This is a genomic window from Mycolicibacterium arcueilense, assembly GCF_058536225.1.
The window spans coordinates 60,264-77,121 of sequence record NZ_JBZTYL010000019.1 but is presented as its reverse complement, the minus strand read 5'-3'; the positions used below and the strand labels follow the sequence as shown (position 1 = coordinate 77,121).

At 68.7% G+C, this 16,858-nt stretch carries 11 protein-coding genes; 4 read left to right on the top strand and 7 right to left on the bottom strand.

Features of this window, described 5'->3' with window-relative positions:
* Nucleotides 1-28 precede the first annotated feature (28 nt).
* Together AC4LGL_RS20325 and AC4LGL_RS20320 are read left to right on the top strand one after the other, a co-directional pair.
* Complete coding sequence (locus AC4LGL_RS20325) at nucleotides 29-409, top strand: pyridoxamine 5'-phosphate oxidase family protein (RefSeq protein WP_491840350.1); 381 nt, start codon at nucleotides 29-31, stop codon at nucleotides 407-409.
* A gap of 92 nt (nucleotides 410-501) precedes the next feature.
* The gene (locus tag AC4LGL_RS20320; RefSeq protein WP_491840349.1) at nucleotides 502-1,053 is read left to right on the top strand and encodes a carboxymuconolactone decarboxylase family protein; all 552 of its coding nucleotides are present in this window, start codon (nucleotides 502-504) and stop codon (nucleotides 1,051-1,053) included.
* Here AC4LGL_RS20320 and AC4LGL_RS20315 read toward each other — a convergent pair.
* Both AC4LGL_RS20315 and groL read right to left on the bottom strand, forming a co-directional pair.
* Entirely contained in the window at nucleotides 1,046-1,864 is an 819-nt protein-coding gene (locus AC4LGL_RS20315) for an SDR family NAD(P)-dependent oxidoreductase (protein WP_491840348.1), read from the bottom strand. The two genes, AC4LGL_RS20320 and AC4LGL_RS20315, sit on opposite strands and share 8 nt — an antisense overlap.
* A 131-nt stretch (nucleotides 1,865-1,995) precedes the next feature.
* Nucleotides 1,996-3,618 carry a chaperonin GroEL gene (groL, locus tag AC4LGL_RS20310; protein ID WP_055110509.1) on the bottom strand — a complete coding sequence of 541 codons (1,623 nt, stop codon included), beginning with the start codon at nucleotides 3,616-3,618 and terminating at the stop codon, nucleotides 1,996-1,998.
* Nucleotides 3,619-4,021: 403 nt separating this feature from the next.
* Between groL and AC4LGL_RS20305 the strand changes: the two genes are divergently transcribed.
* Complete coding sequence (locus tag AC4LGL_RS20305; protein ID WP_491840347.1) at nucleotides 4,022-5,770, top strand: BamB-related PQQ repeat family beta-propellar protein; 1,749 nt, start codon at nucleotides 4,022-4,024, stop codon at nucleotides 5,768-5,770.
* Nucleotides 5,771-5,774: 4 nt separating this feature from the next.
* On the opposite strand, the gene AC4LGL_RS20300 is transcribed toward AC4LGL_RS20305, so the two are convergent.
* The 3 genes from AC4LGL_RS20300 to AC4LGL_RS20290 all read right to left on the bottom strand — a co-directional run bounded on the left by AC4LGL_RS20300 (nucleotide 5,775) and on the right by AC4LGL_RS20290 (nucleotide 9,442).
* Nucleotides 5,775-7,553, bottom strand: a complete 1,779-nt coding sequence (locus AC4LGL_RS20300; protein ID WP_491840346.1) for a BamB-related PQQ repeat family beta-propellar protein — start codon at nucleotides 7,551-7,553, stop codon at nucleotides 5,775-5,777.
* Between the two features lie 96 nt (nucleotides 7,554-7,649).
* A complete protein-coding gene (locus AC4LGL_RS20295) occupies nucleotides 7,650-8,435 on the bottom strand; it encodes a polysaccharide deacetylase family protein (protein ID WP_491840345.1) in 786 nt (261 codons plus the stop codon).
* A gap of 170 nt (nucleotides 8,436-8,605) precedes the next feature.
* A complete protein-coding gene (locus AC4LGL_RS20290) occupies nucleotides 8,606-9,442 on the bottom strand; it encodes an LLM class F420-dependent oxidoreductase (RefSeq protein ID WP_491840344.1) in 837 nt (278 codons plus the stop codon).
* Between the two features lie 551 nt (nucleotides 9,443-9,993).
* Between AC4LGL_RS20290 and AC4LGL_RS20285 the strand changes: the two genes are divergently transcribed.
* Nucleotides 9,994-15,354 (top strand): beta strand repeat-containing protein, encoded by a 5,361-nt coding sequence (locus AC4LGL_RS20285; RefSeq protein WP_491840343.1) that lies wholly within the window; start codon nucleotides 9,994-9,996, stop codon nucleotides 15,352-15,354.
* 67 nt (nucleotides 15,355-15,421) lie between these two features.
* Here the strand turns inward: AC4LGL_RS20285 and AC4LGL_RS20280 are convergent, their stop codons facing one another.
* The gene (locus tag AC4LGL_RS20280) at nucleotides 15,422-16,231 is read right to left on the bottom strand and encodes a sulfotransferase family protein (RefSeq protein ID WP_491840342.1); all 810 of its coding nucleotides are present in this window, start codon (nucleotides 16,229-16,231) and stop codon (nucleotides 15,422-15,424) included.
* A complete protein-coding gene (locus tag AC4LGL_RS20275; RefSeq protein ID WP_491840341.1) occupies nucleotides 16,228-16,779 on the bottom strand; it encodes a TetR/AcrR family transcriptional regulator in 552 nt (183 codons plus the stop codon). Before AC4LGL_RS20275 ends, AC4LGL_RS20280 begins: the two co-directional genes overlap by 4 nt.
* Nucleotides 16,780-16,858: the final 79 nt, after the last annotated feature.

Here is a 16,858-nt window from a genome sequence, read left to right as displayed (position 1 = left end):
GGGCCGTCAACCGGCCTATTCTCACGTCATGAGCGTGAAAGTGGACCTCAACCAGCTGGCCGACAAGCTGGCGGACTACGCGTTCGCCTACCTCGTCACGGTCGACGACAACTACCACGCGCACACCGTCGCAGTGGAGCCACACCTGGTCGACGGCGTCATCCACGTCGGCCCGGTCGGCGGGCACACTCGGAGAAACCTCGCGTCCCACGAGCACGCGACGCTGGTCTGTCCGCCGCGTCAGTCCGGTGGGTATTCGCTGATCGTCGACGGGCGGGGCCGAGCCGGTGCGACCGAGGACGAGGCGCATCAGATCGTGCCCAGTCGCGCGGTCCTGCATCGCAAGGCGGCCGCACCCGGCCCGCCGGGCCAGTGCGACAGCGATTGCATCGTGTTGTCGGAGAACTGACGGACCGTCTTGGCGTCGGCCGCGCGGGCGTCGTACGTTTGTCGGGTGAGCTATGACCTGGTGCTCGGCTGCCCGACTCACGAGTCGGTCGGATGACTCGCGCCGAGCCGCTGGCCCAGCCCTGGAGCGACGAGGACGCCGCAGGCATCAACAGTTGGGGTCACCCCGATCGCACGTATGAACCGCTGCTGCTGGTCCGGTGCCTGCAGCGCCACCCGAATCTGGCGGCACGGCTGAGGAAATTGGGTGAGTCACTTTACGTCGATGCGAGACTTCCAGCGCGGTTACGCACCATCGCGATCCTGCGGATGTGCGCACTGGTGGGCTGTGAGTACGAATGGGGTGGACAGGCAGCGTTCTGGGGGCCCATCGCGCGGGTCACTGACGAGGAATGCGATGCGGTGGTCACCGGGGTCGACGCAGGGTGGAGCGAGTTCGAGCGCGTGCTGATCGCTGCTGTCGACGAACTCGAACGCACCGGGTCCTGGACACCAGAGATCTGGGATGCGTTGGGGCACAAGCTCGACGACGAACAACGGATGGAGCTGCTCGTCGCGCTCGGCTGGTACCGCACCATCTGCACGTTGTGCAACGGGCTGGACCTACCCGTCGAAGGGTGGATGCGACGGTGGCCGGCTAACTAGCTGCCCCGTCTCGGCGCAACCCCGGGTGCTGGCGGGCCAGTATCGGCAACAGGATCCGTCGCGGAATCAGTTGGGCCACACGGGTCGTCAGCCTGCTGGGCAGACCGGGGATCACCATGTCGCGGTCGTCAGCGAGTGCGTCGACACCGGCTCTGGCGACGTCCTCGGCCGGCATCCACAACACCTTCGGGAACGCCGCGGCGAATTTTCGCTCGTCCATGCCCGCGGTCTTGAGGAACTCGGTGCGCACCGGGCCGGGGCACAGCGTGGCGACGGTGACGCCGGTACCGGCCAGCTCGGCGCGCACGCCCTCGGTGTAGGTGTGGACGAACGCCTTGGTGGCGGCGTAGCCGGATTGTCCCGGGAACGGGTAGAAGCCGGCCGTGGAGCCGACGTTGAGGATCGCGCCCCGCCGGCGGGGCACCATCTGCTGCACCGCCCGGGTGGTCAGGTCGATGACCGCTTCGACGTTTACCCGCACCTGGGCGATCTCGTCGGCGACCGGCGCTTTCACCACCGAGCCGATGGTGCCGATACCGGCGTTGTTGACCAGGATGTCGACGGTCAACCCGCGCTTGGCGATCGTGTCGAAAAGTGTTGCGCGGGCGTCGGGGTCGGCGACGTCGCAAGCGATCGTCTCTGCCGTGGTGGTGAGTTCGGCGGCCAGCTCACGCAGCTTGTCCTCCCGGCGGGCTACCAATGTGACACCGTAGCCGCGGCGCGCCAGTTCGCGGGCGATGGCGGCCCCGATGCCCGAGGAGGCACCGGTCACGACGGCGGTGGTGGTCGGTGATGGCGGTGGTAGCGGCATGGGTCGACGTTACTTCGTCGCCGAGTGGCCAGTTATGTCACGCGTCTGGCTTCCCCGCGTGCGGCAACTGGCCGCTCGACATGGAAAAGGCCCGGCTCGCCAAGCGAGCCGGGCCTCCTTCAGGCGACTTCTTAGAAGTCCATGCCGCCCATGCCACCGGTCGGGTCGGCCGCGGGGGCCGCCTTCTCCGGCTTGTCGGCGACGACGGCCTCGGTGGTGAGGAACAGCGCCGCGATGGACGCCGCGTTCTGCAGCGCCGAGCGGGTGACCTTGACCGGGTCGGCAACGCCGGCGGCCAGCAGGTCCTCGTACTCACCGGTCGCGGCGTTCAGGCCGTGACCCGCAGGCAGGTTCGACACCTTCTCGGCGACGACGCCCGGCTCCAGACCACCGTTGAAGGCGATCTGCTTCAGCGGGGCCGACAGCGAGACGCGCACGATGTTGGCGCCGGTGGCCTCATCACCGGTGAGCGACAGCTCCTCCAGCGACGGAGCCGACTGCAGCAGAGCCACGCCGCCACCGGCGACGATGCCCTCTTCGACGGCAGCCTTGGCGTTACGCACGGCGTCCTCGATGCGGTGCTTGCGCTCCTTGAGCTCCACCTCGGTGGCAGCGCCGGCCTTGATCACCGCAACACCGCCGGCCAGCTTGGCCAGGCGCTCCTGCAGCTTCTCGCGGTCGTAGTCGGAGTCGCTGTTCTCGATCTCGGCGCGGATCTGGGCGACACGGCCCTGGATCGCGTCGGCATCGCCGGCACCCTCGATGACGGTGGTCTCGTCCTTGGTGACCACGATCTTGCGGGCGGTGCCCAGCAGCGCGACATCGGCGGTCTCGAGCGAGAGGCCTACCTCTTCGCTGATGACCTGGCCACCGGTGAGGATGGCGATGTCCTGCAGCATGGCCTTGCGGCGGTCACCGAAGCCCGGGGCCTTGACGGCGACGGACTTGAAGGTGCCACGGATCTTGTTGACCACCAGGGTCGACAGGGCTTCGCCCTCGACGTCCTCGGCGATGATCAGCAGCGGCTTGCCGGACTGGATGACCTTCTCCAGCAGCGGCAGCAGGTCCTTGACGGTCGAGATCTTCGAGCTGACCAGCAGGATGTAGGGATCCTCCAGGACGGCTTCCTGACGCTCGGCGTCGGTGACGAAGTAGCCCGAGATGTAGCCCTTGTCGAAGCGCATGCCCTCGGTGAGCTCCAGCTGCAGCCCGAAGGTGTTGCTCTCCTCGACGGTGATGACACCCTCGTTGCCGACCTTGTCCATGGCCTCGGCGATCAGGTCGCCGATGGACTGGTCTCCGGCGGAGATACCGGCGGTGGCAGCGATCTGCTCCTTGGTCTCCACCTCCTTGGCGGACTTCAGGAGGGTCTCGGTGACCTTCTCGACAGCCTTCTCGATGCCGCGCTTCAGGCCGAGCGGGTTGGCGCCGGCAGCGACGTTGCGCAGACCTTCGCGAACCAGGGCCTGGGCCAGAACGGTGGCGGTGGTGGTGCCGTCACCCGCGACGTCGTCGGTCTTCTTGGCGACCTCTTTGACCAGCTCGGCGCCGATCTTCTCGTACGGGTCCTCCAGCTCGATCTCCTTGGCGATGGACACACCATCGTTGGTGATCGTGGGGGCGCCCCACTTCTTCTCCAGGACGACGTTGCGACCCTTGGGGCCCAGCGTCACCTTTACCGCGTCGGCGAGGCTGTTCAGGCCCCGCTCGAGGCCGCGACGGGCCTCTTCGTCATACGCAATTGTCTTAGCCATTGCGAAGTGATTCCTCCGGATAGGGGATCGCACGTTGTGTGGTCAGGTTCAGTGCCCGCGACGGACGGCGTGGGTGTGCTCCCGCAGGTGCGGTCCCTGCCTCACCGGCCCGACCTGGCACTCACTGATCGAGAGTGCCAACTGCATTCTTAGCACTCGACCATGGTGAGTGCAAGGTTGCGCAGGGGCTGCTGCGGCTTCTCGCCTTCGCCCGTGGCGAAACGAAGCCGGCGGTCGGCCTACCCCTCGTCGGTTTCTACTTCAGGGCGGTTCCCGGCGCGATGCGGCGACCCCTGCGAAGAAAACGGCGGAAGTCCGCCCCGAAGGTGACGGGTCTGCGGTGTTTTCCCGCCCTGAGGTGGCCCGATGCTGTGGCAGAGTTCTGACCCGAGGGGGTAGCCGAGTGAGCGACGAGACGAGTAGCGGCGACGACGAGCGCAGATCCACGGTGACGCGCGGGGGCCGGTTGACCATCTCACTGGGCTTCGGTCTGGCGTTGGGAGCAGTGAGCCTCGCCATCTATGCGTACGCGGCACGGGTTCCGACCGGGCAGACCGCGACGTACCTGGCTCCGGCGGGCCACCTTCTCCTCATCTCGCTGATCGGCGTGTGCGTCGCCGGGGCGGCCGCCATCTGGCTCGGTGTGCGAGCCATCTCCGGTCTCGACACTGCTGGGCATGCCTCGCTACTCCTCGCGGGCATCGTCGCCGTCGCGGCCTACGGGCTCCTCACCGCCAAATCCGCACAGCACGCGCTGTTGATCTCGGGGCCGGGTGCGCGTCCCGTCATCGTGATCGCACAGGTGTCCTGGGTCTTCGTCGCCTGCGCCGCGGCAATGGTGCTTGCCGGCGCGACCTCCGCTTCACCCGCCGCTGCGCGCCGACCGGGCCGGCCTGCGGTCGCCGTCTTGGCTGCCTCCGGCCTCGCCCTGGCCGTGGTGGCCGGCATCGCTGTCACGTCGCTCAGCTCGGTCGGTGTCTCTTCGGCGACCACGGCGGAGCGGGTGGCGGTCCCGGCGCTGCCGACGTCCGTCGGCACCGATACGGCCTACACCGTGAAGGTCGACGCAGGGGGCGTTCGTGCGGCCGGCCCCGGATTCGTCGGCATCACGGACGGCGCGGTCATCGGTTTCGACGGGTCGACCGGCGCGCAGCGTTGGCGCTTCCCGACGGCCGACCTGCCCGCGCGCTGCGGCGACGTGTCGCTGTGGTCCACCGGAGTCCGCGACGATGCGGTGGTGGCCGTGCAGTGCACTCGCCCGCCCAATACCCAAGACCCCGACAAGTACTCATCCGACCACGACCCCGACGTCGCGTTCCTGGTCGGGCTCGACGCCATGACGGGCGAACAGCTGTGGATCAACGACGCGGACTGGCACCTCCGCGGCCGAGCGAACGGCGACGGTGAGATCTTGGCGGCGATCGGCCCCGACAAGGTCGGCGCGCTTGATCCGCGGACCGGTAAACCGTTGTGGGCGAAGGACACTCCCGATGATGAGTGCAATCGAGGCCGCTACGACGCCGTCGGCTCAAGGCTCATCTTCGTCGACGCGTGCGGCGATGCGCTCCGCGTGTACGACGCGGAATCGGAGTCCACGATCGACTTCACCAAGCAGCCCGGCTTCCCGTCGGGTGACGTGACGACGGAACTGCTGGCGGTAGACGGAGACATCGCCGCCCTCTACGCCAGTGGACTCAGCAGCGTGGACGGCGTGCTGCTGGCCGTCGACGTCGGGACCAAGGCGGTACAGGTCACGCCAGTACCTTTCGTTCGGACCCCGGATCTTGAGAAATCACTTCCAGGCCCGGTGGTGCAACTCGGCAAGGACAGCCGGGCACGGACCGTCACCCTGTATCTCCCCGCAGAGCGACGTGCCGTGACGGTGACAGACCTGGAGATGCACGCCGATCCCGACGCGCGGCGGTGGGCCCGGGTGGGCAATGAGTTCGTCACGGCTGCCGCCCACCAAGGCCATTACGAGGAACGACTGGCCTCGGTGCCGCTCACCGGTGGTCCCGCCACTCTCAGAACAGGGCCCTGCGACGAAGGGCCGGGCGGCCTGTTGCCGGTCCCCGGCGCGGTTCTGGCGCTGTGCGCCAACCATTCCGACAACGGCAGTGTCACCAGCTACGACATCGTCGGCTTGCGCTGAGGCGTTACCGCACGGCGGCGACGGCATCTGCCATGCCGCATTCGACGAGTACCGCTCCGGGCACGCGAGACACCGCCGGAGCCACTTGCATGCGGCCTTCGCACGGGTTGGGCAGCGTCTGCGTCGGGCCCGACTTGCCGATGATCCGCATCGGGACGGGATCGCGTTGCGCTACGGGCGCGAGCGGGGCATCGGGTAGCAGCGTCAGCCACTGGTCCCCCACCCGCGCAATAGCTCCCCAGGTCTCCTCGCGACCGCGCCATGCCAAGAGCAACCCGGTGTCAATGGTGACGCCGTCACGCAGATCGTGGATTGAAACCGGTTGCAGGTCTTCATTATTCTTACTCGCAGGGCTGAGCATGAGCGAGTCCGGGTCGATGAACTCCGCGTCTTGGTGATCAGGCAGGCGCACGATCACCCGACCTGCCGCGACATCGATGACCAGCGGCGCTCCGGCACCGGAGACCAGTGCGCGGTCACCTGAGGTGGCATCGATCGCGGGATGGGAGTTCGGCGCTCCCGGTTGGATGCCCAGCGACGATGCGGTGATGACGCCGTGTTGCCGCCCGGTCTGCGGGTCGAGCACCTGCGTCAGCACGTCGGGGCCCTCGTCGCAGGTGCTCATCAGGATGAAGTTCTCGGTGGCACGCATCGATGTCTTGCAGTCACGATCAAATGTCTTGGTCCACAACTCATTTCCGGTCCGCGCCGCCAAAGCGGTCCAGGTCATGCCACCGGCCGGGTCTCGGCTGCTGGCCAACAGCACACTCGACGACAGGGGATAGTCCTCGTCAAACACGTCATGATCGACGCGCGTCCACAGCAGCGCTCCGGTGGTGGCGTCGAGGGCGATCATCGCGTCGGTGGGGATGTAGGCCTTCACCAACACCACACTGTCGGGCCCGATGCCCGTCGTCCGCAATTCGCTGGCGTTGAATCGGGGCACGCTGAATGTCCAACGCTGCTCCCCCGTCGCACCGTCGAAACCCACCACGGTTTCCTGCCGGTACTCGGGGCCGTTCTGGACGTGCACCCAACCCGCGCCACCAGGCCGGGAGTAGGTGGCCAGAGACGACACCTCGGCCCGGTAGGCAACCGTCCCGCTCAGCGTCGTCAACGTCGGCGGATCGATGCTCTCGGCGGTCTCGTTGTGGAACGGAGACTTCTTGGCAATAGCCACGGCAGGCACCACAAGTGCCGCAGCCAGGACGACGGCCACTGCAGCCGCGACCCATCGGCTCACAGCAAGGCGGCGAGGCGCGCGGTGAGGCCGTTGGGTCCGGTGGGCCGCCGCACAGAGCACTGCCAGTGCCGCCAGAGCCAGGCACGCGAACCACCAGGCGGCGTGGGCGACCGTAGTGACGGCGAATGGACGCAGCGCGAGTTGATCATCGCTGGCCTGGCGAAAAGCCTTGGCGATGGTGCCCCGGCTCTGCGCCATCAACGCCGCCACGACGAGCACGAACAGTGCCGGGCTGGAGTAGGCCACGAACCTGGCCCGCCAGCCCGGCGACTGCCGGTACACGCGCCCCACCACGACGTATACGGCGACCAATAGCGCGACGCCGGCAACGACGAAAGTGGTGCGCCACAGCACCGTCGTCAGCGACGAAAAGTCTTCGCCCAACGGCAGTTCCGGTGTTCGTCGCATCCAGCCGAGACTCAGGCATGCGACGGCGGCGAGCAGCAGCCCCGCCAGGAGCCCGAGCAGTACGGCGGGTTGCCGGTAAGACGTGCCCGGCGCGCTGTCGTCATCGTTTGCGTCCTGCTCCCCCGCGGTCATTCGCCAAACCTAACCCGTAGGCGGGGCGGCCCACGGCAGATGTTGACGCCGCGGCTCGACCGAACTCCCCCGGCAATTACCCTGCGGCCCTCCCCGTCAGCGGGGTAATACGAACTGCCAGCCTGCCGCCTGCATCGCGGGGATCGCCTCGGCGAAACCGGCATGCGTGCCGGACTGGGGGTGGTTCATGTGGGCGATCACGATGGAGCCCGGGGCGGCGTTCATGACGTTGGATCGCACGGCGGCCGCGGACGCCGTCGCACCGTTGTCGGCGTTGACGGTGAATCCCAACGGCTGCTCGCCCAGTTCGTGCACGATCTCGACGGCCACGTCGTCATAGTGCGCGGTACCGGGACGGAACCAGGTCGGAGCCCGGCCGGTCAGCGCGGTCAACTTTTGGTGGTTGCCCCACACCTCACCGACCACCTCGTCGGCCGACCGGGTCCCGGCGATCCCGTAGGCAGCCCGACCCGTCACGGACAGGGGCACGTGACGGGTGCCGTGGTTGCCGATCTCGAACAACGGATTGCCGGCCAACTGCCGGGCCCGGTCCGGATTCCGGTCGATCCATCGCGAGTTCAGCATGAGCACCGCCGGAACACCGTTGCGCTGCAAGGTATCGAGCAGGGCGTCGTCGCAGGCACCGTCACACGCGTCGAACGTCAAGGCGATCTGGCGGCCGGCGGCGGCGAACGACGTGGTGATGCCGGGCAGCGCCATTCCCCACTGCGTGGGTGGCCGCCTCTTGTTGAGCACCGCAACCGAAGGCGGGTCGACGGCGTTCGGGTCGGCGTGCGCGGTCGGCAGCCCGGCACGCAGCGCATATCCGGCGGTGATCGAACCGACGGCGGTCGCCGTCAGGAATGAGCGCCTGGTGATCACATGCCGGACGGTAGGCCCGGATGTTGTAGGTCAGCCCGCGATCGGCTGTGGGTTGACTGCGGACGCCTGCCTCGCCGATTTCCACCGCCGAGCTGCTCTCAGCGCCGACGAGCGACCCCCACGTAGAAAACCGCGCAGAGAAGGCAGCGAAAGCCGGGACCCGAGACAGCTCAGCTTCCCGACTGATACTTCTGCACCGCCGCGGCGAACTCGTCGAGCCGGCGCAGTGACTCGTCCTTGCCCACGGACGGCAGGAACAGCCCGAGCTGGCCGAAGCCGAGATCCTCAGCGGCACGCCAATAGTCGGCCTTGACGGGTGCACCGAACATCATCAACGGCACGTCGCGCGCCCCGCCGTCATGCATCTGCCCGATGCGTTTGGCCAGCACATCTCTGGGCAGCGGATTCGAGATCCAGCCTGCCCCATGGCGAATCACCCGTTTGACCGTCGCATCGGAGTTGCCGCCGATGTAGATCGGCGGGTGTGGCTTCTGGACGGGCTTGGGCCTGCAGTAGGAGGACGGGAAGTCGACGTACTTGCCGTGGTATTCGGCGGGCTCGTCGGTCCACAGCGCCGTGACCGCCTCGATGCTCTCATCGAGCAGTGCCCCACGGGTTTTCGGATCGGTGCCGTGGTCGCGCATCTCTTCGAGGTTCCACCCGGCGCCGACGCCGAGTACGAACCGGCCGCCGGAGATGAGGTCGATGCTGGCGGCTTCCTTGGCGGTGTGGATGGGGTCGCGCTGGATCAGCAGTGCGACGCCCGTGACGAGTTCGATCGTGGAGGTCACTGCCGCCGCGGCCGCGAGGGTGACGAACGGGTCGAGCGTGTTGTAGTACCACGGCGGCAGGTCGCCACCATCCGGATAGGCCGATTCGCGGCTGACCGGGATGTGGCTGTGTTCGGCAACGATGAGTGAGGCGAATCCGCGCTCCTCGATCGCCCGGGCCAGCGATACGGGGTCGATGCTGTCGTCGTCGACGAAGGTGGCAATGCCGAACTTCATCTGGCCGACGTTACTCCGGGCGAGGACGCGGGCCCTGGCAGCGCGTGGCCGGCTCGGAGCTCAGCATTGCTCGGCGCAATACCAGCAAGGATGGCCGGGGCGGTCCCGTAGCGCTCCGGCGCCAGGGCTGCGTTCGGTATGACATGGCAACTCACCAACTGGCCCGACCCGATTTTGAGCACACGGTCAAAAGTTTGGCAAATGTCCAAACCATGTCCGAACTGCGGGATTAACCCCTCCAGATCCCTTGCGTCACGCAAAACTGCCGCCCGATTGATTGCGTGTGCAACGATCGCGAAAATCCGCCTGAGAAAAAGCTGAGATCTTGATTACCGGTGCGTTAGTTTCTCCGCCAGCTAGGGGAAAAAGTCGTCGGAAGTGACTCGAGTCAGCGTCGTCAGCTTTATTGACGCTGACGTCATTTTGGCACCGGGAGACCAGGGAGAATCGTGGGGAAACACAGCATTGCGCAGAGTCGTGGCCGGCGGGCCGCGGTAGGTCCGATCGCGACGGCAGGACTGGCAAGTGTGGCGTTGGCAGGTGCCGGCGTCATGCTTCTGTTGGGACCGGATTCACCGACGATGAGGTCGGTCTCCGCAGATGTCAGGCTGGTCAACACCGAGGGCCCGAGCAGTGGCGACAACTCCGGTGCGGACAAGCCTTCGGGCGCCACCGGCAACACCGGGACCGCCGGCAACACCGGCACGACCGGAACCAACTCCAAAGCCAAGAAACCAGGTCACCCCTCCGTCAAGCAGGTCCAGGAACGTCTGCGCGAGCGCGCCACCGAAGCCACGAAGGCCTTCAATGACCGTGCCGCCGAGGCCAAGAAGGCTGTCGACGACATCGCCGACGGCGTCGGCCTCAAGCGCGGCAACGCCACCGATGACAACGAGACCCGGGGCCCACTGTGGCGGCCGAAGTTGCCCGCGTCCTCGACGGCTGACTCGACCGAGTCGAAGGCCGACTCGAACGACGGCGTGGACCCCACCACTGCCAGTGAGCCCAAGCAGCAGTGGAAGCGCACCCCGGTGAATGTGCTGCCGGACAACCCGATTTCCCACCGCGTCAGCGACCTGACCGAACGGGTGGCGGCCGCCCTGCCGGATCCCACCCCCAACGACAAGCAGCTGGACTCCGGCGTCACGACCGGTTGGCTCGGCGCTCGATCGGCAGATCCCTCGCCGGCCGCGCCACAGGCATTCGTCGCCCCGACGCCTGCCCCGGCACCCGCGCCGATCAGCCCGATCACCGGGCTGCTGTCCGCGGTCACGCTGGGCACGATCATGACCCCCAACGCGCCGACGGAGCCCGCCGACATGCCCGGCGTCTGGGCCGTGATGGCCTGGGCGCGCCGGCAATCGGCGTACACCGTGGATACCAACACGGCTGCTGCGCGCAACACATTGGTTGCCCCCACGCTGAATTCCGCCGTGCTCGACCCGACCGAGATCGTCAACCGGTGGATCTACCAACCGGTGCACTACGGGGCGCAGCTGTGGATCACCAGCCCGCTCGGGTCTGCCGTCGGCAACACGATCAACCAGATATCGGGCCAGTACCTGATCGGCAACGGAGCCGACGGGACCGAGGCGAACCCCGATGGTGGCGACGGCGGCGCGTGGATCGGCGACGGCGGTGACGGTTACGACGGTGTCGCCACCGGTCAGGCCGGCGGCGACGGCGGCGATGCCGGCTGGTTCGGCGACGGCGGCGAGGGCGGCAACGGCTGGGCCGGCATGAACGGCGGTGACGGTGGCGACGGCGGCAGCATCATGGGCATCGGCGGCGACGGCGGCGACGGCGGCGCGTCCTTTGACCTCCAGCCCGCGGGCAACGGCGGCCGCGGTGGCGACGCCAACGGCTGGTTCTTCGGCATCGCCGGCGATGGTGGTCGCGGCGGCAACGGCATCACCGGCGCCAGTGGAGCGGCCGGCGACTGGAATGTCGACTACGGCAACGGATATGGCAACGGCCAGGACGGCGGTGTCGGCGGCGGCAACGGCGGCAACGGCGGCGACGGCGGTGACGCCAACGGGTTCCTGTTCGCCAGTGGCGGCAACGGTGGAGATGGCGGTGACGGCGGTACCGGCGGTGTCGGTGGAGCCGGCGCCAACGGCGACGCCGCTCATCTCAGCGGCGGCACCGGCGGAACGGGCGGCACCGGCGGTGGTACCGGTGGCATCGGCGGTGCGGCCGGAGCCGGCGGCGGCGGATTCTTCGGACTCCTCGGCCACAGCGGCGTGGCGGGCAGTACCGGAAACCAGGGCAGCGGTGGCGACGGCGGGGCCGGCGGCATGGGATTCGGGCTCATCACCGGTGGCGCCTCCGGTACGGCGACCGGCGGGTCCGGTGGCGCCGGCGGATCCGGCGCGCAGTCGACCACTGCCGGAGCCGGACATGGCGGTGGCGGCGGTGGCGGCGGCGGTGGCGCCGTCCTCAGTGTCACCAATGGCGGAACCGTCGATGGCACCGCCACCGGTGGACAGGGTGGACGCGGCGGCAACGGCTCGGTGACCGCGGCCGGCGGCGACGGCGGAACCGGCGGCATCGGCACCGTTTCGGCCGACGGCGCGACCAGCAGCGCCGTCGCCACCGCCCGGGGCGGCGACGGCGGCAGCTCAACCGGTACCGGCACCGGCGGCATGGGTGGTACAGCACTCGTGGGCGCAAAGCTGGGCGGAAAGGTGACCGACGCGAACGCCCGGGGTGGCAACGGCGGCTCCGGCACCGATGGTGGCAAGGGCGGCACGGGCGGTGCGGCCAACATCACCGCAGGTTTCGAGGGCGGCACCGGCGGCACCGCGTCGGGAACCGCGACCGGCGGCGCAGGCGGCGACGCGACGGGTGCGGGCAGCCTCGGCGGCAACGGCGGGTCCGGCAACATTCAGGCCGGCTTCGTCCGAACGGGCATCGGCGGAAACGACGGCACAGCTGATGGCACCGCGACCGGCGGTGACGGCGGGAACGCCACCGGCGGCGGCCATGGCGGCACGGGCGGAATCGGCAGCGTGGTCGCGGGCGGCACCGGCGCGGAGGCCGAGGGCAACGGGTTCGGCGGTGACGGCGGCGACGGCTTGGCCGGTGGTACCGGCGGCAACGGCAGCAGCGGACAGGTCGGCGCCTTCGCCGAGGGTGCGTATGCCGGCGGCACCGCTCGCAGCGGCGACGGCGGTGACGCCACCGGTACCGGCAGCGTCGGCGGCAACGGCACCATCGGCAACATCCAGGCCTTCGGCAAGGACAGCGCCGCCAGCGGCAACGCCACCGGCGGTGACGGCGGTACGGCCACCAACGGTGGCCATGGCGGCACCGGCGGTCAGGGCCGCATCGTCGCCAATGCCACCGGCAGCAAGGCCACGGACAGCACCGCGACCGGCGGCGACGGCGGTAACGCCACCACCAACGGCAGCACCGGTGCCCTCGGCGGACAGGCCTATGTCTTCGCCGGCACCCTCAGTGATCCCAACAGCGGCGGGGACATCACCGGCAGCACCGCCGTCGGCGGCGACGCTGTCAACGGGCAGGGCGGCATCGGCATGGTCGAGGCGATCAACGGCACCATCGCCGACAGCAGCGCCACCGGCGCCGACGGGAATTCCGGCGGTCTGGGCGGTTACGCCACGGTGAGCGCCACCAACGGCGGCAGCATCTCCGACAGCCACGCGACCGGCGGCACCAACAGCGATACCGCTGTCGGCGGGAACGCCACCATCACCGCGACCGGGACGGGCAGCACCGTGGCCGACACCGACGCCACCGGCGGTAATGCCGGGATCGGTGATGCCAATGGCGGTATCGGTGGCAACGGTGGTGCGGCCACCGTCACCGCGAGCAACGGTGGCGGTGTCACCACCGCCACCGCCACCGGCGGCAAGGGCGGCAACGGCACTGTTGGCGGGCACGGTGGTGCCGGCGGTGAGGGCATCGTTTCGGCCACCTCCGCCGGGAGCACCGCCAGCGGCGCGGGCACCGGCGGCGCGGGCGGCGACGGCAGCAATGGCGGCACCGGCGGTGCCGGCGCCCAGGGCGGAGTCGTCGCGCAGCGGACCAGCAGCACGGCCGACGGCACGGGTATCGGCGGTGGCGGCGGAACCGCCGACGGCATCGGCAGCACCGGCGGCAACGGTGGCGGCGGCTGGGTTCAGACCGGGCTCTACGCCGGCCTCGGCGACAACAGCAAGGCCAGCGGGTACGCCCGGGGCGGTGCCGGTGGCGATGCGACGACCGGCGGCCACGGCGGCGCCGGCGGGTTCGCCACCGTGCTTACCACCGGAAATGCCTCTACCGCAAGCGGTTCCGCGTATGGCGGTGCCGGCGGCGACGGCTCCACGAGCGGTACCGGCGGCGGCGGAGCGCGCGCTCAGGTCGTAGCCAAGGGCAACTCGTCCAAGGCCGGCGGCACCGCCACCGCCGGTGACGGCGGGAACGGCATCGGTGCCGGCATCGCGGGCGGCAACGGCGGTCAGGCCATCATCAGCGCGGGACAGTCGTCCGGCACCGGCGGCGCCAACAGCGTCGCCGAGGGCACCGCCACCGGCGGTGACGGTGGCACTGGTCAGAACGGTGTCAATGGCGGCGCCGGCGGCGGCGGCACCATCACGGCCAGGGGCCTGAACGACTCCATCACCGGCAGCACCGCGACCGGCGGCGACGGCATCACCGGGACCAACGGCAACAACGCCTCGCTCAACACCAGCCTGGGCAAGATCACCGACAGCTCCGCTACTGCGGGCGACAGCACCGACGGGGCCGTCGGCGGCGGTGCGAGCATCGATGTCACCGGTGGTGTGAACGGTGAAGTCACCAACACCCACGTCGCCGGCGGCGATGCGGGCAGCGGTAAGACTGGTGGCATTGCGTCGGTGACGGTCACCGGTGGCGCCAAGGTCACCGATACCTCCGTGACCGGCGGCAAGGGGTCTGACAGTGCAGTCGGCGGCAACGTCACCGTCTCCGCTTCAGGCACCGGCACCACCGTCACCAACGCCACGGCCACCGGCGGCAACGCCGGAACCGGTGACGCACTCGGTGGTACCGGCGGCAGGGGTGGCGACGTCAAGATGACCGCCGACACCGGTGGTCACATCGGAACGGCAGACCATGCGGCGATCGCCACCGGTGGCAACGGCGGCAACGGAACCAACGGCGGCACCGGTGGCGCCGGCGGAACCAACGGCGCCGGCGCCGGTCAGACGGAATTCTTGGCCCGAAATGGCGGCACCGTCTACGGCGAGGTCCATGGTGGGCGTGGCGGTGACGCTGACGGTGTCGGGAACACGGGCGGCGAAGGCGGGTTCGGTTACATGAGTGCCGGCCGGGACAACCTGGTCGTGTCCGGCCCCAGCGGCAACCTGACCATCGCGCCCGGGAACAATTCCCTGGCCCACGGGACCGCGGTGGGCGGCGACGGTGGGTCCGCCAGCGGCACAACGGGTTCCAAGGGCGGCAACGGAAGCCGGGTGGCCATCAATGCCGCCGGCCAGAATGCCAAGGTCGACGGCACCATCAGCATCACCGGCGGCAAGGGTGGTAACGCCACCAACGGCGGTACCGGCGGTGGAGATTCAGGCATCTCGTCGATCAGCGCGCTGGGGCCGAACGCCACAGTCACCGGTGTCACCGCAACCAGCGGGAGCGGCGGCGACGGGAACAACGGCGGCACGGGTGGCAAGGGCGGCTACTTCCAGATCGGCGCCTACAGCTTCACTGATATCAACGGTGCCACCTACACCAACAACACGGTCACGACCGGCGGCGGTGGTGATGGCACCGGCGTCGGGTTCACCGGTGGCAACGGCACCAACTTGACGCAGTCGGGGTCGTTCGCGGGCGTCCCGGCTACGGCCACTCCAGGAAGCCCCGTCACCGGCAAGACGGTCACCACGACCGCCGGAACGGACAGCCCGTAGTCACCAGCACGAAAGCAGAGGCCCCGCACACCCTCCCCTGGTGTGCGGGGCCTCTGCCTGTCGGCACCTATACGACGCGCAGATCGCCTGGAATCTTGCCCGGGTCTCGCCAGAATGCGTCGTGGACAAAGCGATTGAACAGATCCGGCGGCAGGATGGTGTCGCGTGGTTCGGCTTTCACCTGGCCACGCACGGTGTGCAGCCCGGGCGTCCCGGCGCGTTCGTCGAATTCGCTGACGTCGTAATCGATATGGCCGAAGTCGTGCTCGAAGACCGGCTCCCCGATGAATTCGTAGATGGTGTGCATGACCTTGGCCGGCTCGGCGGTCAAGGTGTCGTACTGCACCACCAGCAATCGGTCGCGTTGAGCGCCGTAACACGCCTGTTTGAGGGCGTCGTAGGGACCGCCGACCATGCCGTCCTGCGAAGCGACGTCGTTGGCCCTGGTGTAGACCGTGCCGCCGGTGCTGTAGTTGAAGATCGACGACGGACTGAAGACGTTGCGCTGGACGAGGCGCTCGATGCTGTCGATCACCCAGGGCAATTCACGAACGCAGGCAATGACTTTCGCCTCCGGGAACAGCTGCGCGATCGCGGGCATCCGCGCGCACCAGCCACGGTTGGTGTCGAAGACGACCTGGGCGGCGCAGTCGGAGTAGTAGCTGTCGAACAACCCGCGCAGGATGCGCTCCCGCTTGGCGTCGTCGAGGAACACCGAGAACTCGTTGCGGGCGCTCATCTGGGCGACCAGCGCGTCGAACAGCCCGGCCAATGGACCCGACATCCCGGCCTGAAAGCGCGGATTCTGTCGCAGCAGCGCGGCCAACAATGTTGACCCCGATCGCGGTAGACCTGAGATGAAATGAAGCGCCGTCACCGTTGTCCTTCCGCCCGCAATCCGTCGAACACCACCGACGTGACCCGCTCGGCCACGTCGGCGTTGTAAATCTGCATCGCCTGGCAGCCGACCAGGAGTGCCTTCACGTCCGCGACCGTCACGTCGCCTCGCGCCGTGCCCGCGCGCTGCGCCGCGGCCAGCAGGTCGCCGAGGACCGACAGGTACTCGCCTTCGGCCTCGGGCACCACGGTGTTGACGTCGATGCCCGATCCGGCGAGAGCGTCGACCAGTCCGCGGTCCGCCGCACCCCACTGCAGCACCATCGACCGCAGGAATGCGAACAAGGCGTCGGCCGGGTCGGCCTCGGCGAGCAAGGTCCGCCCCTCCTCGACGACGCCGCGGATCCGTTCGGCGATCACGGCCTGGAACAGCGCCTCTTTCGTCGGGAAGTGGCGATAGACGGTGCCCGCACCCACCCCGGCCCGGCGGGCGATCTCGTCGATGGGCACGGCCAGTCCGTCGGCCGCGAAAGTCTCGTAGGCGACCTCCAGTACCCGGGCGCGGTTGCGCGCCGCATCCGCACGCATTCGCCATCACCTCACAAACCTGCCAGCGTCGAACCATTGACAAAGCGGGGCGTACGTTCCGTATATTCGAACGCAACCG

What these genes read in the sequence shown, in the direction of transcription:
- AC4LGL_RS20325 (WP_491840350.1), top strand. Translation starts at nt 29, where the DNA reads ATGAGCGTGAAAGTGGACCTCAACCAGCTGGCCGACAAGCTGGCGGAC.
- AC4LGL_RS20320 (WP_491840349.1), top strand. Translation starts at nt 502, where the DNA reads ATGACTCGCGCCGAGCCGCTGGCCCAGCCCTGGAGCGACGAGGACGCC.
- AC4LGL_RS20315 (WP_491840348.1), bottom strand. Translation starts at nt 1,864, where the DNA reads ATGCCGCTACCACCGCCATCACCGACCACCACCGCCGTCGTGACCGGT.
- groL (WP_055110509.1), bottom strand. Translation starts at nt 3,618, where the DNA reads ATGGCTAAGACAATTGCGTATGACGAAGAGGCCCGTCGCGGCCTCGAG.
- AC4LGL_RS20300 (WP_491840346.1), bottom strand. Translation starts at nt 7,553, where the DNA reads ATGACCGCGGGGGAGCAGGACGCAAACGATGACGACAGCGCGCCGGGC.
- AC4LGL_RS20290 (WP_491840344.1), bottom strand. Translation starts at nt 9,442, where the DNA reads ATGAAGTTCGGCATTGCCACCTTCGTCGACGACGACAGCATCGACCCC.
- AC4LGL_RS20285 (WP_491840343.1), top strand. Translation starts at nt 9,994, where the DNA reads ATGCTTCTGTTGGGACCGGATTCACCGACGATGAGGTCGGTCTCCGCA.
- AC4LGL_RS20275 (WP_491840341.1), bottom strand. Translation starts at nt 16,779, where the DNA reads ATGCGTGCGGATGCGGCGCGCAACCGCGCCCGGGTACTGGAGGTCGCC.